At 72.8% G+C, this 22,079-nt stretch carries 21 protein-coding genes; 11 read left to right on the top strand and 10 right to left on the bottom strand.

The genetic code is table 11. The features are described 5' to 3' along the window. Nucleotides 1-64: 64 nt before the first annotated feature. The 5 genes from CP969_RS22790 to CP969_RS22770 all read left to right on the top strand — a co-directional run bounded on the left by CP969_RS22790 (nucleotide 65) and on the right by CP969_RS22770 (nucleotide 7,126). Nucleotides 65-1,279 carry a sensor histidine kinase gene (locus tag CP969_RS22790; protein ID WP_171817475.1) on the top strand — a complete coding sequence of 405 codons (1,215 nt, stop codon included), beginning with the start codon at nucleotides 65-67 and terminating at the stop codon, nucleotides 1,277-1,279. 271 nt (nucleotides 1,280-1,550) lie between these two features. Further along, entirely contained in the window at nucleotides 1,551-2,906 is a 1,356-nt protein-coding gene (locus CP969_RS22785) for a sensor histidine kinase (RefSeq protein WP_016825044.1), read from the top strand. Between the two features lie 296 nt (nucleotides 2,907-3,202). Beyond that, nucleotides 3,203-3,862, top strand: coding sequence for a response regulator transcription factor (locus CP969_RS22780; RefSeq protein WP_004984608.1), 660 nt, complete (start codon nucleotides 3,203-3,205; stop codon nucleotides 3,860-3,862). 293 nt (nucleotides 3,863-4,155) lie between these two features. Then, nucleotides 4,156-6,084, top strand: coding sequence for a 2-oxoacid:acceptor oxidoreductase subunit alpha (locus CP969_RS22775; protein WP_026084955.1), 1,929 nt, complete (start codon nucleotides 4,156-4,158; stop codon nucleotides 6,082-6,084). Next, entirely contained in the window at nucleotides 6,077-7,126 is a 1,050-nt protein-coding gene (locus CP969_RS22770; protein WP_004984610.1) for a 2-oxoacid:ferredoxin oxidoreductase subunit beta, read from the top strand. The genes CP969_RS22775 and CP969_RS22770 overlap by 8 nt, the downstream gene beginning before the upstream one ends. An 82-nt stretch (nucleotides 7,127-7,208) precedes the next feature. On the opposite strand, the gene CP969_RS22765 is transcribed toward CP969_RS22770, so the two are convergent. From CP969_RS22765 to CP969_RS22755, 3 genes are read right to left on the bottom strand one after another with little or no spacing between them, the layout of a single operon-like run. Beyond that, nucleotides 7,209-7,466, bottom strand: coding sequence for a hypothetical protein (locus CP969_RS22765; protein WP_026084956.1), 258 nt, complete (start codon nucleotides 7,464-7,466; stop codon nucleotides 7,209-7,211). Continuing rightward, nucleotides 7,394-7,777, bottom strand: a complete 384-nt coding sequence (locus tag CP969_RS22760; protein WP_016825048.1) for a DUF6082 family protein — start codon at nucleotides 7,775-7,777, stop codon at nucleotides 7,394-7,396. The genes CP969_RS22765 and CP969_RS22760 overlap by 73 nt, the downstream gene beginning before the upstream one ends. 40 nt (nucleotides 7,778-7,817) lie before the next feature. Continuing rightward, nucleotides 7,818-8,210 carry a winged helix-turn-helix transcriptional regulator gene (locus CP969_RS22755; RefSeq protein ID WP_026084958.1) on the bottom strand — a complete coding sequence of 131 codons (393 nt, stop codon included), beginning with the start codon at nucleotides 8,208-8,210 and terminating at the stop codon, nucleotides 7,818-7,820. Nucleotides 8,211-8,301: 91 nt separating this feature from the next. Here CP969_RS22755 and CP969_RS22750 point away from each other — a divergent pair, with 91 nt between their 5' ends. Further along, complete coding sequence (locus CP969_RS22750) at nucleotides 8,302-9,156, top strand: SDR family oxidoreductase (RefSeq protein WP_016825050.1); 855 nt, start codon at nucleotides 8,302-8,304, stop codon at nucleotides 9,154-9,156. 228 nt (nucleotides 9,157-9,384) lie between these two features. Beyond that, nucleotides 9,385-10,302: an EamA family transporter RarD gene (gene rarD, locus CP969_RS22745; RefSeq protein WP_375137817.1), complete on the top strand. Its 918-nt coding sequence runs from the start codon at nucleotides 9,385-9,387 to the stop codon at nucleotides 10,300-10,302. A gap of 1 nt (nucleotide 10,303) precedes the next feature. On the opposite strand, the gene CP969_RS22740 is transcribed toward rarD, so the two are convergent. Continuing rightward, nucleotides 10,304-10,927 carry a CGNR zinc finger domain-containing protein gene (locus CP969_RS22740; protein ID WP_016825052.1) on the bottom strand — a complete coding sequence of 208 codons (624 nt, stop codon included), beginning with the start codon at nucleotides 10,925-10,927 and terminating at the stop codon, nucleotides 10,304-10,306. A gap of 21 nt (nucleotides 10,928-10,948) precedes the next feature. Between CP969_RS22740 and CP969_RS22735 the strand changes: the two genes are divergently transcribed. Then, complete coding sequence (locus CP969_RS22735) at nucleotides 10,949-11,422, top strand: VOC family protein (protein WP_026084960.1); 474 nt, start codon at nucleotides 10,949-10,951, stop codon at nucleotides 11,420-11,422. A gap of 57 nt (nucleotides 11,423-11,479) precedes the next feature. Here CP969_RS22735 and CP969_RS22730 read toward each other — a convergent pair whose 3' ends face one another. Further along, entirely contained in the window at nucleotides 11,480-12,715 is a 1,236-nt protein-coding gene (locus CP969_RS22730; protein WP_016825054.1) for a hypothetical protein, read from the bottom strand. 365 nt (nucleotides 12,716-13,080) lie between these two features. Between CP969_RS22730 and ctaD the strand changes: the two genes are divergently transcribed. Both ctaD and CP969_RS34275 read left to right on the top strand, forming a co-directional pair. Then, complete coding sequence (gene ctaD, locus CP969_RS22725) at nucleotides 13,081-14,781, top strand: aa3-type cytochrome oxidase subunit I (RefSeq protein ID WP_016825055.1); 1,701 nt, start codon at nucleotides 13,081-13,083, stop codon at nucleotides 14,779-14,781. Nucleotides 14,782-14,822: 41 nt separating this feature from the next. Continuing rightward, nucleotides 14,823-15,182, top strand: a complete 360-nt coding sequence (locus tag CP969_RS34275) for a hypothetical protein (protein ID WP_016825056.1) — start codon at nucleotides 14,823-14,825, stop codon at nucleotides 15,180-15,182. A 43-nt stretch (nucleotides 15,183-15,225) separates the two neighbouring features. Here the strand turns inward: CP969_RS34275 and CP969_RS22715 are convergent, their stop codons facing one another. Then, a complete protein-coding gene (locus CP969_RS22715) occupies nucleotides 15,226-15,768 on the bottom strand; it encodes a MarR family winged helix-turn-helix transcriptional regulator (RefSeq protein WP_004984627.1) in 543 nt (180 codons plus the stop codon). 162 nt (nucleotides 15,769-15,930) lie between these two features. Between CP969_RS22715 and CP969_RS22710 the strand changes: the two genes are divergently transcribed. Continuing rightward, nucleotides 15,931-17,073 (top strand): amidase, encoded by a 1,143-nt coding sequence (locus CP969_RS22710; protein ID WP_016825057.1) that lies wholly within the window; start codon nucleotides 15,931-15,933, stop codon nucleotides 17,071-17,073. Here the strand turns inward: CP969_RS22710 and CP969_RS22705 are convergent. The 4 genes from CP969_RS22705 to CP969_RS22690 form a co-directional block, all read right to left on the bottom strand. Further along, nucleotides 17,070-17,993, bottom strand: a complete 924-nt coding sequence (locus CP969_RS22705) for an ABC transporter permease (protein WP_016825058.1) — start codon at nucleotides 17,991-17,993, stop codon at nucleotides 17,070-17,072. The two genes, CP969_RS22710 and CP969_RS22705, sit on opposite strands and share 4 nt — an antisense overlap. Then, on the bottom strand, nucleotides 17,980-18,975 hold the full coding sequence (locus CP969_RS22700) for an ABC transporter ATP-binding protein (protein WP_004984632.1): 996 nt from the start codon (nucleotides 18,973-18,975) through the stop codon (nucleotides 17,980-17,982). The genes CP969_RS22705 and CP969_RS22700 overlap by 14 nt, the downstream gene beginning before the upstream one ends. Nucleotides 18,976-19,016: 41 nt before the next feature. Beyond that, a complete protein-coding gene (locus tag CP969_RS22695; protein WP_016825059.1) occupies nucleotides 19,017-20,231 on the bottom strand; it encodes a LolA family protein in 1,215 nt (404 codons plus the stop codon). Nucleotides 20,232-20,502: 271 nt separating this feature from the next. Further along, the gene (locus CP969_RS22690) at nucleotides 20,503-21,513 is read right to left on the bottom strand and encodes a polyprenyl synthetase family protein (protein ID WP_004984636.1); all 1,011 of its coding nucleotides are present in this window, start codon (nucleotides 21,511-21,513) and stop codon (nucleotides 20,503-20,505) included. Nucleotides 21,514-22,079 lie beyond the last annotated feature (566 nt).

Below are 22,079 nucleotides of genomic sequence, written 5' to 3'. Positions count from 1 at the left end.
CCTCAGGGCGACGTGGCGGTCCACCTCATGGCGCGGATCCCCGGCTCCGGGCACGCTGATGCGCATGACCGAACGACACCCTTCCCTGGGTACCCCGGTGACGGCGGTCCCGGACACGGCCGGGCACGGCGACCGCCCGCCACCGCCCCGTTTCGCCTACGGCGCGCACACCTGGAAGGAGATCGCCCACCTCCTGGCGAACCTGCCGGTGTCGCTGATCGGCTTCGTCTACGTGGCGACCGCGCTCTTCACGGGTGTCGGGCTGACCGTCACGGTGATCGGGTTCCCGGTGCTCGCGGCCGGGCTGATGGGTGCGCGGCTGCTGGGCAGGATGGAGCGGGCGCGGGCGAGGAAGCTGCTCGGGGTGCGGGTGGAGGAGCCGAGCCGGCTGCCGTGGCGCGGCGCCCGGGGGTTCTGGCCGCAGTTGTGGATGGCGGTGAAGGACCCGGTCGGCTGGCGCACGGTGCTGTACGAGTTCATACGCCTGCCCTGGGGCGTTCTGACCTTCACCGTCACGCTGGTCGGCCTGTTCGTGCTGTGGCCGGTGCTGCCGTTCGTCGTGCGGGGCCTGGCCGACGTGGACCGGATGATGGTGCGCGGCCTGCTGTCGCCCTCCGACGAACTGGAGCGGCGCATCGCCGAGCTGGAGTCCGACCGGGGCGTGGTGTTCGACACGGCGGCGGCGGACCTGCGGCGCATCGAACGGGATCTGCACGACGGGGCGCAGGCCCGGCTGGTGAACCTCGCCATGGGGCTGGGACTGGCCAAGGAGAAGCTGCTGGAGGACCCCGACTCGGCGGCGGCGATGGTCGAGGAGGCGCACGGCGAGGTGAAGCTGGCCCTGCAGGAGCTGCGGGACCTGGCGCGCGGCATCCATCCGGCGGTGCTGACCGACCGGGGCCTGGACGCGGCCCTGTCCTCGGTCGCCTCGCGCTGCACGGTCCCGGTGAAGGTGACGGTCGACCTCGCCGAACGGCCGGCCGCCGCCATCGAGGGCATCGCCTACTTCACCGTCTCGGAGCTGCTGCAGAACGTCAGCAAGCACAGCGGGGCCCGGGCGGCGGCGGTCGACGTGTGGCGGTCGGAGGACCGGCTGCTCATACAGGTGTGGGACGACGGACGCGGGGGCGCGAGCCTGGACGGCGGTACGGGGATGCGGGGCCTCGCCGACCGGCTGGGCGCGGTGGACGGTCTGTTCGTCGTGGAGTCGCCCGAGGGCGGCCCGACGACCGTCACGGCGGAGCTGCCCTGGCGGGACCGTTCCGGCGTCCCCGCCTAGGACGCGCGGACGGACCGGAGGACGGCCGAAGGGCCGCCCCTGGAGGGAACCGGGCAGGAGGCCCGGAAGGGGGCCGAAAGGGACCCGGGAGGGGGCGGAAGGGCGACCGCGGACGCGGCCGCGACGCACCCGCAGGGGCGCCCGTCCGCGGCCGGAGGTGGGGATAACCCCCGGTCCAGGACTGCGACGGACTCCATGGTCCGCCGACCTGCGGCACAGCAGGCTGGAGGTACGACAGCACAGCCGCGGGACGAGGAGGAGGACCACGTCGATGGCCACCTATGACGGACAGGGCTACGGGCTCGACACGGGGCCCGGGCGTCCCGGGGAACGGCGTCACCGGCTGCCGGCCGCGCTGCGGGCGCCGGTCGAGGGGCGCACCTGGCGGGAACTGGGCCATGTGCTGCTGAGCCTGCCGATCAGCGTGCTGCTGTTCACGTACGCGGTCACGATGGTGTCGCTGGGGGCCGGTCTGCTGGTGACGTTCCTCGGCGTCCCGGTGCTGGCGGCGGCGCTCGCCGGCTGCCGGGGGTTCGGCGCGGTGGAGCGGGCGCGGGCCCGGGGGCTGCTGGGCCTGGAGGTGGACGAGCCGGAGCCGCTGCGGATGAAGCGGCAGGGGTTCATGGCGTGGATCGGTGCCGTGCTCAAGAGCGGCAGCTCGTGGCGGTCCCTGCTGTACGCGGTGCTGCAGCTGCCGTGGGCGGTGTTCTCCTTCGCCGTCGTGGTGACCGTCTGGTCGGTCGGCTGGTCGCTGCTGACGTACCCGCTGTGGTTCTGGGTCTTCCCGGTGTACACCGGTCAGGGCGGGATACAGCTGTACGGCGACGAGCAGCACCGGATCTACCTGGACAACCCGTTCGAGATCACGGTGACGGCGCTGGTGGGCCTGCTGTTCACCATCGCCACGCCGTGGATCGTCCGGGCGCTGACGACGGTGGACCGGGTGATGGTGCACGGGCTGCTCGGGCCGTCCCGGCTGGCCACGCGGGTGGTGGAGCTGGAGTCGGACCGGGGGGTCGTGGTGGACACGGCCGCCGCCGACCTGCGGCGCATCGAGCGCGACCTGCACGACGGGGCGCAGGCCCGGCTGGTGAACCTCGCCATGGATCTGGGGCTGGCGAAGGAGAAGCTGCGGGAGGACCCGCAGGTCGCGGCGCAGATGGTGGACGAGGCGCACGGCGAGGTGAAGACGGCCCTGCAGGAGCTGCGGGACCTGGCGCGCGGCATCCACCCGGCGGTGCTGACCGACCGGGGCCTGGACGCGGCCCTGTCCTCGGTCGCCTCACGCTGCACGGTCCCGGTGCAGGTGGAGGTGGATCTGGCGGAGCGGCCCGCGCCGGCCATCGAGGGCATCGCCTACTTCACCGTCTCGGAGCTGCTGCAGAACATCAGCAAGCACGCACGGGCGACATGGGCGGCCGTGGAGGTGTGGCGGACGGAGAACCGGCTGATGCTGCAGGTCGTGGACAACGGCGTGGGCGGTGCCGACGTGTCCCGGGGCTCCGGACTGGCCGGTCTGGCGGAGCGGCTGGACGCGGTGGACGGGATCCTGGTGGTGGACTCCCCGGTCGGCGGGCCGACCCGGGTGACGGCGGAGCTGCCGTGGCGGGCGGAGCGGACGCGGTGAGCGCGGGCTGAGACCGGCGGTCGGCAAGGCGACGGGTGCGGGCGACGGGTGCGGGCGGCGGGCCCGCACCCGCTCCCTGCGCACCGGTCCCGTGTGCGGCGACCGCGGGCCGGCCGGCGCGCCACGACGGCGCTCCCGATCGCGTCGCCCCGCAGCCCTCCCCACCGCACACCCGCCAATCGCATTGCCCCGCAGCACCCCTCACCGGATGCTGAGATGCTGGACCCGACAGCCGGACCGCCACGGGGGCGGATGCGGCGCGGGGCTGTGGGGGGCCGAGGATCGTGGAGGACAGGGTGCGGGTGGTCATCGCCGAGGATTCGGTGCTGCTGCGGGAGGGCCTGACCCGGCTGCTGACCGACCGGGGGCACGAGGTCGTGGCCGGTGTCGGTGACGGCGACGCGCTGATCAAGACCATCGCCGAGCTGGACGGGCAGGACCTGCTTCCGGACGTGGTGGTGGCCGACGTGCGGATGCCGCCGACGCACACCGACGAGGGCGTGCGGGCCGCGGTGCGGCTGCGCAAGGACCACCCGGGCATCGGGGTGCTGGTGCTGTCGCAGTACGTGGAGGAGCGCTACGCCACGGAGCTGCTCGCCGGTTCCAGCCGCGGCGTCGGCTATCTGCTCAAGGACCGGGTGGCCGACGTGCGTGAGTTCGTGGACGCGGTGGTGCGCGTGGCCCGGGGCGGTACGGCCCTGGACCCGGAGGTGGTCGCGCAGCTGCTGGGGCGCAGCCGCAAGCAGCACGTGCTCGCGGGACTCACTCCGCGCGAACGGGAGGTCCTGGGGCTGATGGCCGAGGGGCGGACGAACTCGGCGATCGCCCGGCAGCTGGTGGTGAGCGACGGCGCCGTCGAGAAGCACGTCAGCAACATCTTCCTGAAGCTGGGGCTGTCCCCGAGCGACGGCGACCACCGGCGGGTGCTGGCCGTGCTCACGTATCTCAACTCCTGAGACCGGGACCGTCCACCGCGCGTGCGCCCTCGCCGCGCCGTACGGAGGGTCCGGTGGTGGCGCCTCCGCACCGGAAGGGGCCCGGCCGGCGTCTTCGAAGGCAAGGACCGAGGAGTCGTTACCAGTGGTAATCGAAGGAGAAGGTGGGACATGTCCGGGCGCCCGGGCGTCTCGGCTTACTGTCCAATATGCGAATGACCCAAGGTGAGCGCCCCCTGCGGACGTAGGGTTGATCCAGGGAAGGCCCACGGGAAGGCCGTCCCGGACAGCCGCCTCGAGGGAGGTCCAGTTCAGTGACCAGCCAGGTCAGCAGCCCAGCGGAGCAGGCCGACGAAGCAGTCGTGGGAGAGCAGCGCAAAGCGGCGGGAGCGAAGGACGTCCGCCGCCTGGACCGGGTGATCATCAGGTTCGCGGGGGACTCCGGTGACGGCATGCAGCTCACCGGTGACCGTTTCACCTCGGAGACCGCGTCCTTCGGCAACGACCTCTCCACGCTGCCGAACTTCCCGGCCGAGATCCGCGCGCCCGCCGGCACCCTGCCCGGGGTCTCGTCCTTCCAGCTGCACTTCGCCGACCACGACATCCTCACCCCCGGTGACGCGCCGAACGTGCTGGTCGCGATGAACCCGGCGGCGCTGAAGGCGAACATCGCCGACATGCCGCGCGGGGCGGAGATCATCGTGAACACGGACGAGTTCACCAAGCGGGCGCTGCAGAAGGTCGGTTACGGCAGCAACCCGTTGGAGGACGGCTCGCTGGACGGCTACCACCTGCACCCGGTGCCGCTGACGACCCTGACGGTCGAGGCGCTGAAGGAGTTCGACCTCACCCGCAAGGAGGCCGAGCGCAGCAAGAACATGTTCGCGCTGGGCCTGCTGTCGTGGATGTACCACCGGCCGACCGAGGGCACCGAGAAGTTCCTGACCTCGAAGTTCGCCAAGAAGCCGGACATCGCGGCGGCCAACATCGCCGCGTTCCGCGCGGGCTGGAACTTCGGCGAGACGACCGAGGACTTCGCCGTCTCCTACGAGGTCGCCCCGGCGGTGAAGGCGTTCCCGCCCGGCACCTACCGCAACATCTCCGGCAACCTGGCCCTGGCCTACGGCCTGGTCGCCGCCTCCCGCCAGGCCGACCTGCCGCTGTTCCTCGGCTCCTACCCGATCACCCCGGCCTCGGACATCCTGCACGAACTGAGCCGGCACAAGAACTTCGGCGTGCGGACCTTCCAGGCCGAGGACGAGATCGCCGGGATCGGGGCCGCACTCGGCGCGGCCTTCGGCGGCTCGCTGGCCGTCACCACCACCTCCGGCCCCGGTGTGGCCCTCAAGAGCGAGACGATCGGTCTGGCCGTCTCCCTGGAGCTGCCGCTGCTGATCGTGGACATCCAGCGCGGCGGCCCCTCCACCGGCCTGCCGACCAAGACCGAGCAGGCGGACCTGCTGCAGGCGATGTACGGGCGCAACGGCGAGGCGCCGGTGCCGGTGGTCGCCCCGCGCACCCCGGCCGACTGCTTCGACGCGGCCCTGGAGGCGGCGCGGATCGCGCTGGCCTACCGCACCCCGGTCTTCCTGCTCTCCGACGGCTACCTCGCCAACGGCTCCGAGCCCTGGCGCGTCCCGGACCTGGAGGAGCTGCCCGACCTGCGCGTGCGGTTCGCCCAGGGCCCCAACCACACCCTGGACGACGGCACCGAGGTGTTCTGGCCGTACAAGCGCGACCCGCGGACGCTGGCGCGGCCGTGGGCGATCCCGGGCACGCCGGGTCTGGAGCACCGGATCGGCGGCATCGAGAAGCAGGACGGCACCGGCAACATCTCCTACGACCCGGCCAACCACGACTTCATGGTCCGCACCCGCCAGGCCAAGGTCGACGGCATCGAGGTCCCGGACGTCGAGGTCGACGACCCCCACGGCGCGAGGACGCTGGTGCTGGGCTGGGGCTCGACGTACGGGCCGATCACGGCGGCCGTGCGGCGGCTGCGCGCGGCCGGGGAGTCGGTGGCGCAGGCGCACCTGCGGCACCTCAACCCCTTCCCGCACAACCTCGGCGAGGTGCTGCGGGGGTACGACAAGGTGGTGGTCCCCGAGATGAACCTCGGCCAGCTCGCCACCCTCATCCGGGCGAAGTACCTGGTCGACGCCACGTCGTACAACCAGGTCAACGGAATGCCGTTCAAGGCGGAACAGCTCGCGACGGCGCTGAAGGAGGCCATCGATGACTGAGGCACTGAAGCTGGTCCCCAGGGCCGAGGGCAAGCAGTCCATGAAGGACTTCAAGTCCGACCAGGAAGTGCGCTGGTGCCCCGGCTGCGGTGACTACGCCATCCTCGCCGCCGTCCAGGGCTTCATGCCCGAACTCGGGCTGGCGAAGGAGAACATCGTCTTCGTCTCCGGCATCGGCTGCTCCTCCCGCTTCCCGTACTACATGAACACCTACGGGATGCACTCCATCCACGGCCGCGCCCCCGCCATCGCCACCGGCCTGGCGGCCTCCCGCCGCGACCTGTCCGTCTGGGTCGTCACCGGCGACGGCGACGCGCTGTCCATCGGCGGCAACCACCTGATCCACGCCCTGCGCCGCAACGTCAACCTCAAGATCCTGCTGTTCAACAACCGGATCTACGGTCTGACCAAGGGCCAGTACAGCCCGACCTCCGAGGTCGGGAAGATCACCAAGTCGACCCCGATGGGCTCGCTGGACGCCCCCTTCAACCCGGTGTCGCTGGCGATCGGCGCGGAGGCGTCCTTCGTGGCCCGCACGGTCGACTCCGACCGCAAGCACCTCACCGAGGTGCTGCGGCAGGCCTCCGCCCACCCGGGCACGGCCCTGGTCGAGATCTACCAGAACTGCAACATCTTCAACGACGGCGCCTTCGAGGTCCTCAAGGACCGGCAGCAGGCCGAGGAGGCGGTGATCCGCCTGGAGCACGGCGAGCCGATCCGCTTCGGCCACGAGCAGTCCAAGGGCGTCGTACGGGACCGGGCCACCGGTGATCTGAAGGTGGTCGCGGTGACGCCGGAGAACGAGGCCGACATCCTGGTCCACGACGCCCGCTCCGCGTCCCCGACCACCGCCTTCGCGCTGTCCCGCCTCGCCGACCCGGACACCCTGCACCACACCCCCATCGGCGTGTTCCGCTCCGTCGACCGGCCGGTCTACGACACCTTGATGGGCGACCAGCTCGACACCGCCGTCGAACAGCACGGCAAGGGCGACCTCGCCGCCCTCCTGGCCGGCAACGACACCTGGACCGTCGTCGGCTGAGCGCACGGGAACGGACGGAGAGGGCCCCGGCGTCCAGGGACGCCGGGGCCCTCTCCGAACGGCGCGTCGGACGTCTGCCGCGTCAGGCGTCAGGAATATCCCGCTCGGCACGGAGAAGCGTGTCACGGGTAATCACGACAATGCGCTCGCAGTCCGCTCTCGCGGCACTTTCCGGAAGCAGCGCATCCAATTCTTCGGTCCGGTCGGTTCCGATGACCGCGAAATCGCCGTCACTCAGTTCGAAGAGGTCGGGGCAGGTCTCGCCCGTCACGCTCCCCCGCTGACGCGGGGAGTCGCCGAGGCGCCGGACGATGCTGACGGCAGGGAGTTCGCCGTGCACGCGGGCTCGCTTCCGTATGTGCCGGCCGGACGCCGGCCCCCGTCCCCGTCGGGCGGTGGACCGACGACCCACCACTCGTCGGGGTCGTCCGCGAGGTCGTCCATGATCGCGTCGACGGCCTTCCCCACCCTGGCTTCGAGCGACCGGGAGGGCAGGCTCAGCCGGTGCTCCACGGTCATCTCCCAGTACTCCTTGAACACTTGGTTCCGGCACAGCACCCGCAGATGCCCGATCAGCACGTCCCAGTCGTAGCCGCCGACGCGGCGGCCCAGCAGGATCGCGCCGTACTGGCGGCCGGCGCCCTGGCGCACGTGTGCCCGGCGAGCGCCGTCCGCGCCCCCCGCGCCGCCGTCAGCCCTGCTCAGCCCGCCTGCGTGCGGTGTCATATGCCGCCCGCGCCCGTTGCACGTCGTCCATCCGCTTCTCGGTCCACCGGGCCAGATCGCGCACCTGCTCGGCCGCCTCACGGCCCAGGCCGGTGAGGGAGTAGTCGACGCGGGGCGGGATGACCGGCTTGGCGTCGCGGTGCACCAGGCCGTCGCGCTCCAGGGTCTGGAGGGTCTGGGCGAGCATCTTCTCGCTGACCCCGCCGACCGCCCGGCGCAGCTCGCTGAAGCGGTACGACCGCTCGAGGAGCCGGATCAGCACCAGCACGCCCCAACGACTGGTCACGTGCTCCAGGACCAGCCGGTGCGGACACATCGCCTCGCCGCCGCTCCCCCGGCCACACTCACTTACCGCCATGCCAGTACCTTACTTCAAAGTGGGTACTTTCCTCTGGTTAGCGCAGAACCTAGGGTTAGTACATACGCACCCCCCAAGGAGTTCTCGCATCATGAGCATCGTCGTCACCGGAGCCACCGGAAAGCTCGGCCGTCACGTCGTGGAGCAGTTGCTGGAGAAGGTCCCGGCCGAGCAGGTCACCGCCGTGGTCCGCAGCGCGGAGAAGGCGGCCGGTCTCGCGGCCCGCGGTGTGCGCGTCGCGGTCGCCGACTACAGCGCCCCCGGGAGCCTCCAAGGCGTGTTCGCGGCCGGCGACCGGGTGCTGCTGATCTCCGGCAACGAGGTCGGGGGAGACCGGGTGGGGCAGCACAGGGCCGTCATCGACGCCGCGAAGGCCGCCGGTGTCGCCCTGCTCGCCTACACCAGCGCCCCCGGCACCCTGACCGCCGCCCTCGCCGACGACCACCGCGGCACCGAGGAGGCCCTGCTGGCCTCGGGCGTGCCGTACGTCCTGCTGCGCAACGGCTGGTACCACGAGAACTACACCGAGAACCTCGCTCCGGTGCTGGAGCACCACGCGGTCGTCGGCGCCGCCGGCGAGGGCCGGATCTCCTCCGCCTCGCGCGCCGACTACGCGGCCGCCGCCGTCGCCGTACTGACCGGCGAGGGGCACGAGAACGCGACGTACGAGCTGGGCGGCGACGAGGCGTGGAGCCTCACCGAGTACGCGGCCGAGCTGAGCCGGCAGACCGGCGAGGAGATCTCCTACCGGCAGGTCACGGTCGAGGCGCTCACCGGCATCCTGACCGGCGCCGGTCTGCCCGGACCGGTGGCCGCGGTGTTCGCGGGCGTGGACGCCTCCATCGAGAAGGGCGAACTGGTCGTCGACAGCGGCGATCTGTCCCGCCTGATCGGGCGCCCCACCACCCCGCTCGCCGAGGCCGTCTCCGCCGCGCTCAAGGGCTGACCCCGGCCGATCGCCCTCGGCCGGACACCCCCGTCCGTCATGACCGTATTCCGGTACGGGTATGACATGCGGGGGTGTCCGGCGTTACCGTCGTCGACGGGCATCGCGCGTCCACGGCTCAGCGCCGCGCGACAACAGGGCACGCGCAGGGACGAAGGAGGACCCGTGACCGAGAAGTCGGCCGCCGAGCGGCGCATAGGACTGCTGAACGGCTTCGCGGCGTACGGGATGTGGGGGCTCGTCCCGCTGTTCTGGCCGCTCCTCGAGCCCGCGGGCGCCGTGGAGATCCTCGCCCACCGGATGGTCTGGTCCCTGTTCTTCGTGGGCGCCGCCCTGCTCGTCGTGCGCCGCTGGGCCTGGCTCGGCGAGCTGCTGCGACAGCCGCGCCGGCTCGCCCTGATCGCGGTCGCCGCGACGGTCATCACCGTCAACTGGGGCGTCTACATCTGGGCCGTGAACTCCGGGCACGTCGTCGAGGCCTCCCTCGGCTACTTCATCAACCCGCTGGTCACCATCGCGATGGGCGTGCTGCTGCTGAAGGAACGGCTGCGGCCCGCCCAGTGGGCCGCGGTCGGGGTCGGCGCCTCGGCGGTGCTCGTCCTCACCGTCGGCTACGGCCACCCGCCGTGGATCTCCCTCTGCCTCGCCCTCTCCTTCGCGACCTACGGGCTGGTCAAGAAGAAGGTCGACCTCGGCGGCGTCGAGTCGCTGGCCGCCGAGACCGCCGTCCAGTTCCTGCCCGCGCTCGGTTACCTGCTGTGGCTGGGCGCGCGGGGCGGCTCCACCTTCACCACCGAGGGCGCCGGGCACGTGGCCCTGCTCGCCTCCACCGGCATCGTCACCGCGCTCCCCCTGGTCTGCTTCGGCACCGCCGCGATCCGCGTGCCCCTGTCCACCCTGGGGCTGCTCCAGTACATGACCCCGGTCTTCCAGTTCCTGCTGGGCGTCCTCTACTTCAAGGAGGCCATGCCGCCCGAGCGCTGGGCCGGTTTCGCGCTGGTCTGGCTGGCGCTCGCGCTGCTCACCTGGGACGCGCTGCGCACCGCCCGCCGGGCCGCCCGCGCGCTCGCCGGCACGACGGCCGGGGCCGGGACCGCCGCGGGGCGGCAGGCGGACGTGGCGGAGGCGGAGCCCGCGGGCCGCTGACTCACCCGCCGTCCGGGGCCCGGCGCGCCCGGTGCGCCCGCACCTTCGCCAGGTTCCCGCAGTGCTCCATCGCGCACCAGCGGCGGCGTCCCGGGCGCGAGGTGTCGACGAAGAGCAGCCGGCAGTCGTGGGCGCCGCACTCGCGGATGCGGTGGGCGTACGGACCGGTGAACAGGTCGATCGCGTCGCGGGCGACGGTCGACAGCAGGTGGGTGCCCGTGGCGCCGGGTGCCCAGGACCGGGTGCCGTCCGGCTCGAGGCGGGAGACCAGCGGGGGTTCGGCGGCGGCCGCGTTGACCGCGTCGAGGTGCTCCGGCCGGGGCGGGCGGCCGTGGGCGCGGTCGGCGGTGAGCAGGAAGAGGGCGTTCCGCAGGGTGCGCGCCCGCTCCAGCTCGGCCGCGTCGACGGTGAGGCGCAGTCCGTCCGCGAGGCGGCTGCGCCCGGCCCAGACCACGAGGTCCGCGGGTTCGTGCAGCACCTCGTACCGCGCGAAGGCGCCGGGACCGCCGGTCGGCAGCAGCTCCAGGCACAGGGCACCGGGGTCGAAGCGGTAGGGCTTCCCCTCGTGCGAGAACAGGGTCAGACCGGGCCGGTCGTCCGGTGTCTCCGTTGCACTCCCACTCATGTAACCAATATAACTGGTTACATGACGCAGACACCGGCATCCCCCACCCCCGTGCACTGGAAGCTCGTCGTCGACGCCGCGGACCCGCACGCGCAGGCCGACTTCTGGGCCGCCGCCCTCGGGTACACGCGGGAGGACCACGGCGCGCTCATCGAGCGGCTGCTCGGCGCGGGCGCCGTACCGGACGGCCTCACCACCGAGGCCCACGGCCGCCGCGCCTGGCGCGACCTGACCGCGGTACGGCACCCCGACGACCCCTACGAGGAGGAGAGCGGGACCGGACTCGGGCGGCGGCTGCTGTTCCAGCGCGTGCCCGAGGCGAAGACGGCCAAGAACAGGCTCCACCTCGACCTGCACCCCGGTCAGGGGCGCCGCGAGGAGGAGGTCGCGCGGCTGGAGCGGCTCGGCGCGAAGGTGCTGCGGCGGGTGGACGAGCCCTCCGGGGCGTGGGTCGTGATGGCGGATCCGGAGGGCAACGAGTACTGCGTCCACTGAGACGGGCACGGCGTCCGCCGACTCGGCCGGGGCGGCCCCGAGTGCGGGGGCGCCCCCTCAGCCCTGCCGGGCGCGGGCGGTCAGCCGACCCATGCGGGCGCGGGCGGACTCCAGTTCCTCGATCTCGTCGGCGGCCGGGCCGCCCTCGGCGGTGAGCTCGGTCCACAGCCCGATCAGTTCGTGCCCGAGTTCCAGCCCGAGCTCGGCGTCGCGCACCGCGCGCCACGCGGTGGCCGCGCTGCGGACGTTGCCGTAGGCGGCCTCCGCGTCCCCGGCGCGGCGGTGGATCACGGCGAGGTCGAGGGAGAGCCGGAAGGCGTTCAGCGGTTCTCCGGCCAGGTAGGCGATGTACGCGGTGAGCTCGCGCAGCCGGAGCACCTCCGGGTGCTCCGGTCCCAGCGTTTCCGAGGCCTCCGCCACGGTCCGCCGGGCCAGTCGCGCGGCCGTGTCGATCCGGCCCGTCCGGACGGCGTCGTTGACGCGGGCCATCGGCTCCGCCAGCAGGGCGGGGGTCGTGGCGTCACCGGGGGCGGTCAGCGGCTCGTCCCCGAGCACCGCCTCCGCCACGGCGTCGAAGCCGCGGGGCGGAGTGGGACCGGGGACCGGGTCGGCACCGGCGGCCCGGCCGGTGGGTCCGGGACGGGACGCCGGCACCTCGGGGCGCCCGGCGTCCGAAGCGGAACCGGGGACCGGGACCGGGTCGGTGACGGCGATCCTGCCGGTGGGCCCGGGACGGGACGCCGGCACCTCGGGGCGCCCGGCGTCCGGGGCGGGCTCGGGCCGCGCGCCCATGACGGGGGGCGGGCCGAACACACCCGTCGGCGGCGCCACCGTGCCGGGCGGCACGGCCCCCGCCGACTCGGGCACGCCCCGCAGCGGGAGCAGCGGGAAGGTGGGAGCGGCGTCCCGCACGGGAACGGCGTCCCGCACGGGAGCGGGTTCCCGCGCGGGAGCACCGTCCCGCTGCTCCCGCGGCGTCGGCACGGGCTGTGCCGTGAAGTGGCTGGAGCCGTCGGGGTCGACCCGGAGCGGGAGGACGTAGCCGATGCGTTCGTCGTGGACGGTGGCGAGAACGGCGCGACCGGAGGCGCGGGCGACCCGGTGGAGGTGGTTCAGCACCGCCTGCTGGATCTCCTCGCCGGGCGCGGCGGCCACCGGCACCCCGCCGACCGACGCCCCGCCCTGACCCGCCCCGGCGGCGGGGACACGGACGTCGATCGGCACCGCCGCACGGTCCGCCGCGTGTGCGGCCTGTTCCTGTTCCCGCTTCTTCTCGCGGCTGAGTCGAGCCATCGTTCCCTCATTCGGGTCGTACACCTACCGACCAGTCTGTCCGCCCGGCCGCTTCTCTCACGTCACCGCGCTGTCACAGGCTCGTCCCAAGGGACGCCCCCGCGGTTCGCCGCCCGCCGGACGGCATGAAGGCCGGAGCGGCGGGCGCGGGAACGACGGCGGCCGGGAGGTCATTCCGGTGCGGCGCGGCCCCACGAACCGGAGCCTCCGGTCCCGCCCGGCGGGACCGGCGCGCCGAAGGGTCGGCGCCCGGGATCGACACCCCGATATTTATTTCTCTCGCGAGCGAGATACCGTGGTGGAGGCCGGGCCCAGGTGCACAGGCATCCGTAAGCCCGGAGGTCTCGCACGCATGGAGGATCGCCGTGACCCTGCCCGCACCGTCACCGCCCGCCGCCTCACCCCGGGCGACCGATCCGGCGCGACGCCGCAGGCCGGGCGGAGCCGTCATCGGCTACCTGACCACGACCGACCACAAACGGATCGGCTCCCTCTACCTGGTCACGTCGTTCGCGTTCTTCTGCATCGGCGGTCTGATGGCGCTGGTCATGCGCGCCGAGCTGGCCCGTCCGGGCCTGCAGATCATGTCGAACGAGCAGTTCAACCAGGCGTTCACCATGCACGGCACGGTCATGCTGTTCATGTTCGCGACGCCGCTCTTCTCCGGCTTCGCGAACTGGATCATGCCGCTGCAGATCGGCGCGCCCGACGTGGCGTTCCCGCGGCTGAACATGTTCGCCTACTGGCTGTACCTCTTCGGCTCGCTGATCGCGCTCGCCGGGTTCCTCACCCCGGACGGCACGGCCAGCTTCGGCTGGACCGCCTACACCCCGCTGTCGGACACCGTCCGCTCACCGGGGTCCGGCGCGGACCTGTGGATCATGGGTCTGATCCTGCAGGGCTTCGGCTCGATCCTGGGCGCGGTCAACTTCATCACCACGATCATCTGCATGCGGGCACCCGGTATGACGATGTTCCGGATGGGGATCTTCACCTGGAACGTGCTGCTCACCAGCGTGCTGATCCTGCTGGCCTTCCCGGTGCTGGCCGCGGCGCTCTTCGCGCTCGAGTACGACCGCAAGTTCGGGGGCCACATCTTCGACCCCACCAACGGCGGGGCGCTGCTGTGGCAGCACCTGTTCTGGTTCTTCGGTCACCCCGAGGTCTACATCCTGGCCCTGCCGTTCTTCGGCATCATCAGCGAGGTGGTCCCGGTCTTCTCCCGCAAGCCGATCTTCGGCTACATGGGACTGATCGGCGCGACCATCGCGATCGCGGGTCTGTCGGTCACGGTGTGGGCGCACCACATGTACGCCACCGGCGGCGTGCTGCTGCCGTTCTTCTCCTTCATGACCTTCCTCATCGCGATCCCGACCGGGGTGAAGTTCTTCAACTGGATCGGCACCATGTGGAAGGGCTCGCTGAGCTTCGAGACGCCGATGCTGTGGGCCATGGGCTTCATGGTCACCTTCCTGTTCGGCGGGCTGACCGGCGTGATCCTGGCCTCGCCGCCGCTGGACTTCCACGTGACCGACTCGTACTTCGTGGTGGCGCACTTCCACTACGTGGTGTTCGGCACCGTCGTCTTCGCGATGTTCGCCGGCTTCCACTTCTGGTGGCCGAAGTTCACCGGCAAGATGCTCGACGAGCGCCTGGGCAAGATCACCTTCTGGACGCTGTTCGTCGGCTTCCACGGCACGTTCCTGGTCCAGCACTGGCTGGGTGCCGAGGGCATGCCGCGCCGGTACTCGGACTACCTGGCCGCCGACGGCTTCACCGCCCTGAACACGGTCTCCACGATCGCCTCGTTCCTGCTCGGCCTGTCGCTCCTGCCGTTCTTCTACAACGTCTGGAAGACGGCCAAGTACGGCAAGAAGGTCGAGGTCGACGACCCCTGGGGCTGGGGCCGTTCGCTGGAGTGGGCGACCTCGTGCCCGCCGCCGCGGCACAACTTCGAGACCCTGCCGCGGGTCCGGAGCGACTCGCCCGCCTTCGACCTGAACCACCCGGAGGTCGCCGCCGAGGACCACGAGGCGGAGCGGACGACCGCCGCCGATCGGCGCTGAGCGGACCGCCCACCCTTCTCCCGAACAGTCAGGAGCCGTCCATGGACGCCAGCCATGAAGCCGCCCTCGGCCTGCACCAGCTCGAGGGCTACCTCTACCAGGAGGCCAGCCGCCTGGAGGCGCACCGCAAGGCGCGGGACTTCGCCTGGGAGCTGCCCGGCCTGACCACGGACCAGCGCCTGGTGATCGAGCAGGCGTACGCCCACGAGCAGGAGGAGAACGCCCGCCAGGTCACCCGCCGGATCGCGGAACGCATCCAGCAGGTCGAGGCCCAGTACGCGGCCCGCCACCGCCGCCGCACGCGGGAGATGGCCATCGCCATGGGCGTGGTCACCCTGGGGCTGATCGGGCTCTGCATCGCGGTGATCCTCGGGATGTCGGCGGGCTCCGCGGCACGGTGACCCCCGGAACGCCCGAGGGCGCGGCCTGAGGCCGGACGGCCGCTCAGCGGGCGTCCCCCTCCAGGGACGCCAGGAGCTTGCGCAGCGCGTCCGCGACCGTCGCGCGTTCCTCCGGCTCCAGGACGGAGAGCACCTTCCGTTCCAGGTCGTAGTGCTGTTCCAGCACGCGGTCCAGGCTCGCCCGGCCCTCCTCCGTCAGGCTGACCAGAGTGCTTCTGCCGTCGACGGGGGAAGGGCCGCGCGTGATCCAGCCCTCGCGTTCCAGCCGGTTGAACCTCCCCGTGAGGCCGGCGGAGGAGACGACCAGCGCCCGGCGCAGCTGGCCCGGCGTCAGCGCGTAGGGAGGGCCGCTGCGGCGCAGCGCGTGCAGCACGTCGAAGTCCCCGACGTTGGCGACGGTCATGCCGCCCGAGCGGCGCAGATGCGTCGCGAACAGTTCCTCCAGCAGCTGGGCCGTCCGCAGCAGACGGGCGATCACCGCGCTGGACGACACGTCCAGTTCGGTCCACTCGCTCCGCCACTCGGCCAGCATCTCGTCCACGCTGTCGCCGTCGGCGGCGGCCTCGGTCTCGTCGTCCTTACGCATCGCGGGCCAAGCGTATCGGCCGCACCGGGTGACCGCCGCCCCACCGCGTAGCGTGGTGGCCCGGGCGGACCGGCCCGTCCCGCGCCCCTGGGTCGAGGGGGCCCGTACGAGGGGAGCGGTGCGCTGAACGGCCAGGAGTCCGGACCCCGTGCGTGCGCCCCGGTGGAGCGGATCGCCTCCGCCGTGCGCGCGGGGGCGCTGCGGGCCGTGGACGTGGTCGCCGAGGCACTGGAGCGGATCGAACGGGCCGACCCGGTGCTGTGCGCGTTCACCGAGGTGTGGGGCGAGGAGGCGCTGCGGCGGGCGCGTGCGGTGGACGCGCGGCTCGCCGCCGGGGCACGGCTGCCGCTGGCCGGGGTGCCGATCGCGGTGAAGGGGCGGCACGGGCTGCGTGCGGCGGGCCCGCTGCTCGCGGCCGGTGGTGTCGCCGTGGGCGCCACCTCGGTGCCCGGGCCCGGGACGCCCTGGCAGACCTGGGGGCTCGGGGCGCACGGCCGTACCGTCAACCCCTGGCGGGCCGACCGCACGCCGGGCGGCTCCTCGGCGGGGGCGGCGGTCGCGGTGGCGGCCGGGCTGGTCCCGCTGGCGACGGGCGGCGACGGCGCGGGGTCGGTGCGGATCCCGGCGGCGTGGTGCGGGGTGGTCGGCCTGAAGGCCACGGGCGGCCGTCTCCCGTCCTCCGATCGCACGGGTCTCGCCGCCCCCGGGGTCCTCGCCCGCACGGCGGCGGACGCGGCGCTCTGGTGGCGGACGGTGGCCCGGCCGCCCGCTCCCTCCGGGACTCCCGCGTCGTTCCCCCTCCCCGCCCTCTGGTCCCCCGACCTGGGCTTCGCGGCCCCGGACCCGGAGCCCGTCGCGCTCGCCCGCGCGGCCGTGGGCCGGCTCGTCGACGCCGGTGTCGTACGGCTCGTACGGCCGCCGGAGCCCGTGCGGCTCCTCGACCCCGCGCCGGCCTGGCTCGCCCTGCGCACCCCCGGGGCCGACCTCGCCGACGCCCACCGCGTCCGGGCGGAGAACGACCGGCGCCTGACCCGCCTCTTCGGCGGCGCCGACCTGCTGCTCACCCCCACGGCCCCCACCGCACCGCACGGGCACGAAGGCCCCGGTGACGTCTACTCCACCGCCCTCACCTGGGCGTTCAACGTGAGCGGGCACCCCGCGCTGAGCCTTCCGGCCGGGTTCGGCACCGACGGCTGCCCGGCCGGGCTCCAGTGGGTGGCACCGCACGGCCGGGAGGCGCTGCTGCTCGCCGCGGCCCGGGAGGCGGAGCGGCGCGGGGCCGCACCGCGCCACCGCGTCTCCTAGGCGGTGATGTCCTTCGCCGTGAACCTCGCCCAGGCCGCCGAGCCGAACACGGCCGCGTACAGGGCCTGCAGGCCGAGGTTCCTCGTCAGGTCCTCCCAGTGGACGGGTTCGCGCATGAGGTCGGCGAAGGAGAGCCAGTAGTGGGAGAAGAAGTAGGGGTGCAGGGCGCTCAGCTGGGGGATCTGGTCCAGGATCTGAACGGTGGTCAGCAGTCCCACCGTCGTCGCCATCGCCGCGATGCCGCTGTTGGTCAGCGTCGAGACGAACAGGCCGAGCGCCGCCACCCCGATCAGTGACGCGGCGACGACGAAGGCGATCAGCAGGGCTCGGACCAGGCCCTCGCCGAAGCCGATCCGGGTGCCGGAGATGGTCGTGAGGTCGCCGAGCGGGAACAGCAGCGCGCCGACGGCCAGGGCCGAGACGGCGACCACCAGGGTGGCGGCCAGGCAGAAGGCGAGGACGGTCGCGTACTTGGTGAGCAGCAGCCGGCTTCGCCCGGCGGGGGCGACCAGGAGGTAGCGCAGGGTGCCGGCGTTCGCCTCGCCGGCGAGGGCGTCGCCCGCGACCACTCCGACCGCCATGGGCAGGAAGAACGGCAGCGTGGCGGCCAGCGCCGTGAAGACGAGGAACAGGCCGTTGTTGGTGATCTGCGAGATGAACGCCGGTCCTCCGCCGCCCGGGCCGCCGGCCGTGGAGCCGTCGCCGGTCTCGATCTTCACGGCGATCCCGACCAGGACCGGTACGGCGGCCAGCACCCCGAGCAGGGCGAGGGTGCGCCAGCGCCGGAAGGTGGTGAGCAGTTCGCTGCGGAACAGGCCGAGGGTCCACAGCGGGTTCGCCCTCCGCGCCTCCTCGATCCGTGACGCTTCCTCAGTTCGTGAGGAATCCTCGGCCCGTGACGACGTCTCAGCCCGCGACATCGAACCCCTCCCCGGTCAGCGCCACGAACGCGTCCTCCAGCGAAGCCCGTTCGACCCCGAGGCCGCGCACCCGGACCCCGGCCGTCACCAGCGCCGCGTTCACCTCCGCGAGGTCCCGTCCGGGCACCTCGCCGGTCACCCGGTCCTCCGCCACGACGACATCGGCGACCCCCTGCTCCTTCAGCACCCGGGCCGCGTCCCCGGTGTCCGGCGTGGTCACCACCAGCCGGCCGCGCGCGCCCGCGGCCAGGTCGGCCACCGCGCCCTGGGTGATCAGCCGGCCCCGGGCCATCACGGCGGCATGGGTGCACACCTGCTCGATCTCGTCGAGCAGGTGGGAGGAGAGGAAGACGGTGGTGCCGTCGGAGGCCAGCTCCCGGACGAGGGTGCGGATCTCCCGCATGCCCTGCGGGTCGAGGCCGTTGGTCGGCTCGTCCAGGACGAGCAGCCGGCGGGGCCGGAGCAGGGCGGCCGCGAGGCCGAGGCGCTGCTTCATGCCCAGGGAGTACGCCTTGGCCTTCTTGCCGGCGGCGGCCGTGAGGCCCACCCGGTCCAGGGCGGCGGCGACGCGGGCGCGCCGGGTGCGCGGATCGGCGGTCGGGTCGGCGGCGTCGTAGCGGAGCAGGTTGTCGCGGCCGGAGAGGAAGCCGTACGGGGCCGGGCCCTCGATGAGGGCGCCGACCCGGGGCAGCACGGCGCGTGCGGAGCGCGGCATGGGGCGCCCCAGGACGTGCGCCGTGCCCGAGGTCGGCTCGATCAGCCCCATCAGCATGCGGATGGTGGTGGTCTTGCCGGAGCCGTTGGGGCCGAGGAAACCGAAGACGCTGCCCGCCGGGACGGTCAGGTCGAGGCCGTCGACGGCGAGCTGTCCGCCGCGGTAGCGCTTGGTGAGCGCCCGGGTGACGACGACGCCGTCCCCCGCGTCCACCGGATCCGGACGCGCGCCCGCCGTGTCCGGCCCGGTGGCGGACGCCTCGCCCATCGGTTCCCCCGTCTCCCGCTGTGCCGTAAGGTCCCGAGGCCCTACTTCCCCCGGTCGGCCGCCTTCACGAGCGCTTCCTCGGTGACGGCGCCCACGTAGACCTTGCCGTCCTCGGTGACCAGGGCGTTGACCAGGCGGGTGCTGAACACCGTACCCGTGCCGAAGCCGCCCTCGACCCGGTCGCCGAACGAGCCGAGGAAGCCGCCGAGGTCGCCCCCGGCGCCGGCGGCCGGCAGGCCCGGGCCGCCGGTGTCGAGGACGGCGACGGAGTTCCAGCCCTCGCCGAGCACCGTCAGCCCGTCGAGGCCCTTGGCCAGGTCCTCCTCGGACTTCGGGGGGTTCCCGGGCTTCCCGGAGTGCCCCCGGTCCCGGTCGAGTTCGCCGTCCTCGGTCACCTTGGCGCCCCGGGGCGGGGTGAAGTCGAAGGTCGACGCGGCCGGCCGGTCGAAGCTGACCCGGGTGAAGCCGACGTCCACGACGGCGGCGCCGCCGCTCGCCGGGGTCAGCGTGAACTTCAGCGGCATCCCCGTCCTGTGGTCGACCGCGATGCTGATCGCGCCGACCGTGGAGTCGGACTGCCTGGGCTTGACGACCAGCCGGTAGGCGTCCCGGCCGGCCACCTGGGCGGTGCCGTCGACGGTCACGGACGTGGTGTCGTCGACCGCCTTCAGAGCCTCCTCGGCGAAGTCCTTCGGGGTGGCCGGGGGCCGCTGCCCGCGGTCCTCGCCGGAGTCGTCGACGGTGGCGTGGTAGACCTCGTTGGACCTGCTGTCGTAGCCCCAGACGTCCTTGCCGTTGTGGATCAGGCTGTACTCGGCGGCGTCCTCCAGCAGCGACACCTTCTGCCGGTCCGGGCCGTCGGCGGCGACGCGCAGGGTGTGCGTGCCGGTGGCCAGTTCGGTGAGCCGGGTGGACGGGTCGGCCGAGGAGCCGCCCTCGCCCCGCTCCGGGGCGCCGGGGGCGAAGCCGTCCTGCAGGCCGCCGAGGTCCGGCAGGCCGAGGTCCGTGGTGATCTTCACGGTGCCGGAGAGCCGCTCGACGTCCGACTGCGCGATCTTCTCGATGAGCTGTGCGGCGGTGATCTCCGGCAGGTCGGGGTCGCCGGAGTCGGCGAGCGCGGGGACGAGCCCGATGGTCGCGGCCGCCACGCCCATCACCGTGACCGGAACGGCGTACCGCGCGGCCCTGCGCCGCCCCGTGCGCGGTTCGCCGGCCTCCCCCGCGGTCGTCATGTCGTCGGATGCGTACGGTGCCATGTGTGCCCTACCTCCGTGGTCGGCGGCGGCTTCCGTCTCGTGTCCTCGCACCAGTCTCCCCCTGAGCCGCCATTCTCACCCGAATCGGTGAGGAGTGGTGATGTCCGTCGTGGTCCATCCGACCAAATCCGGCGGGCGGATGCGTCAGACCGCGGGCTCAACTCCGTGTACTGCTGCGGTATGACACGGCGGGCGGTCCCCTCCCCCGACCAGTAGGGGGCGACCCCGGGAGCGACGGCGGACCGGGCCCGGTCGTGCCGTCGCCGGCGGCTCAGCCCGCCCGGTGCACCACCGCGTCGCACAGCTCCACCAGCGCCGCCTTCGCGTCGCACTCCGGCAGCGGGGCCAGCGCCGCGCGGGCCTCCTCGGCGTAGCGCACGGTGTCCCGGCGGGCCTGCTCCAGGGCCGGGTGGGCGCGCAGCAGCCGCAGCGCCTCGGCGTGCCGGGCGTCGTCGGTGAGGTCGGAGTCGAGCAGCTCGCACAGGGCGACGTCCTCGGCCAGCCCCAGCCGGGCCGCCCGCTCGCGCAGCCGCAGCACGGGCAGCGTGGCGATGCCCTCGCGCAGGTCCGTGCCGGGGGTCTTGCCGGACTCGTGGGAGTCGGAGGCGATGTCCAGGACGTCGTCGGCGAGCTGGAAGGCGACGCCGAGCCGCTCACCGTACTGGGTGAGCACGTCCACGACCGTCTCGTCGGTGCCGGACATCATCGCGCCGAACCGGCAGGAGACCGCGACCAGCGAGCCGGTCTTGCCGCCGAGCACGTCCAGGTAGTGGTCGACCGGGTCCCGGCCGTCCTGCGGTCCCGCGGTCTCCAGGATCTGCCCGGTGACCAGCCGCTCGAACGCCTCGGCCTGCACCCGCACCGCCTCCGGGCCGAGGTCGGCCAGGATGTGCGAGGCCCGCGAGAAGAGGAAGTCGCCGGTGAGGACCGCGACGGAGTTGTCCCAGCGGGCGTTCGCGCTGGCCACGCCGCGCCGCACCTCGGCCTCGTCCATGACGTCGTCGTGGTACAGCGTGGCCAGGTGGGTCAGCTCCACGACCACGGCCGACGGCACGACGCCGGGCGCGTAGGGGTCGCCGAACTGGGCGGAGAGCATCACGAGCAGCGGGCGGAAGCGCTTGCCACCGGCCCGCACCAGGTGCTGGGCGGCCTCCGTGATGAAGGGCACCTCACTCTTGGTGGCCTCGAGCAGCCCCTCCTCGACAGCCGTCAATCCGGCCTGGACATCGGCTTCCAGAGCCTGGTCCCGCACGCTCAGCCCGAACGGCCCGACGACGGTCACGAGGGGTCTCCTGTCTGCTGGTGTCTGGTGGCGGTTACACGGTTTGTCGATAGGTCGCTGCCCTCACTCGAGTCAGCGTATCCGGTCATGTTTCGATCACCGCCAGCGCCCGGCGTTACAGGACGGGCGGTACGAGATCGAAACCGACGGATTTTTGATCGTTTGATCACCACGGACATTCATCGTCTTTCCCGGGCAGAGTCGTCCACGCCCCGGACCGTGCTCCGGGCCACATTCCGGGCCGCATTCCGGGCCGCGCCCCGTCCTGTCCGCCACTCCCCCATCCTGCCGCCCCCGGTGCCCGATTTGCCGTAATCGGCAAGCGAATTCCCCTTTGCGCGAAATGCGGCTCGGCCGTCCGGCCCGTGAGGTCGGTCACGCGCCGCGCACCCGTCCGCCCCTCCGGCGGCACCGGCGTCCTCCCTTTGCCCGCAACCGAGTTGAGCCTTGGCGCCCGCAAAGGATCAACCGCACCAAAACGCCCCACACAAGATCAAACGGCTCGTTCTGTGGCGTCCGCACTTGTTCCCGGCATGTGCTCTCGCATACGTTCCCGGCCTGTCGGG

Source organism: Streptomyces viridosporus T7A (genome assembly GCF_008704515.1).
In the GTDB taxonomy this organism is placed as follows: domain Bacteria; phylum Actinomycetota; class Actinomycetes; order Streptomycetales; family Streptomycetaceae; genus Streptomyces; species Streptomyces viridosporus.
Note: the sequence above shows the minus strand (reverse complement) of the source record. Positions and strands in the feature narration are given on the sequence as shown.

Excerpts from the sequence above, each read along its gene's own strand:
- CP969_RS22695 (WP_016825059.1), bottom strand. The coding sequence starts at position 20,231 with ATGGCACCGTACGCATCCGACGACATGACGACCGCGGGGGAGGCCGGC.
- CP969_RS22750 (WP_016825050.1), top strand. The coding sequence starts at position 8,302 with ATGAGCATCGTCGTCACCGGAGCCACCGGAAAGCTCGGCCGTCACGTC.
- CP969_RS22785 (WP_016825044.1), top strand. The coding sequence starts at position 1,551 with ATGGCCACCTATGACGGACAGGGCTACGGGCTCGACACGGGGCCCGGG.
- CP969_RS22715 (WP_004984627.1), bottom strand. The coding sequence starts at position 15,768 with ATGCGTAAGGACGACGAGACCGAGGCCGCCGCCGACGGCGACAGCGTG.
- CP969_RS22705 (WP_016825058.1), bottom strand. The coding sequence starts at position 17,993 with ATGTCGCGGGCTGAGACGTCGTCACGGGCCGAGGATTCCTCACGAACT.
- CP969_RS34275 (WP_016825056.1), top strand. The coding sequence starts at position 14,823 with ATGGACGCCAGCCATGAAGCCGCCCTCGGCCTGCACCAGCTCGAGGGC.
- CP969_RS22770 (WP_004984610.1), top strand. The coding sequence starts at position 6,077 with ATGACTGAGGCACTGAAGCTGGTCCCCAGGGCCGAGGGCAAGCAGTCC.
- CP969_RS22755 (WP_026084958.1), bottom strand. The coding sequence starts at position 8,210 with ATGGCGGTAAGTGAGTGTGGCCGGGGGAGCGGCGGCGAGGCGATGTGT.
- CP969_RS22730 (WP_016825054.1), bottom strand. The coding sequence starts at position 12,715 with ATGGCTCGACTCAGCCGCGAGAAGAAGCGGGAACAGGAACAGGCCGCA.
- rarD (WP_375137817.1), top strand. The coding sequence starts at position 9,385 with ATGTGGGGGCTCGTCCCGCTGTTCTGGCCGCTCCTCGAGCCCGCGGGC.
- CP969_RS22790 (WP_171817475.1), top strand. The coding sequence starts at position 65 with ATGACCGAACGACACCCTTCCCTGGGTACCCCGGTGACGGCGGTCCCG.
- CP969_RS22700 (WP_004984632.1), bottom strand. The coding sequence starts at position 18,975 with ATGGGCGAGGCGTCCGCCACCGGGCCGGACACGGCGGGCGCGCGTCCG.
- CP969_RS22740 (WP_016825052.1), bottom strand. The coding sequence starts at position 10,927 with ATGAGTGGGAGTGCAACGGAGACACCGGACGACCGGCCCGGTCTGACC.
- CP969_RS22735 (WP_026084960.1), top strand. The coding sequence starts at position 10,949 with ATGACGCAGACACCGGCATCCCCCACCCCCGTGCACTGGAAGCTCGTC.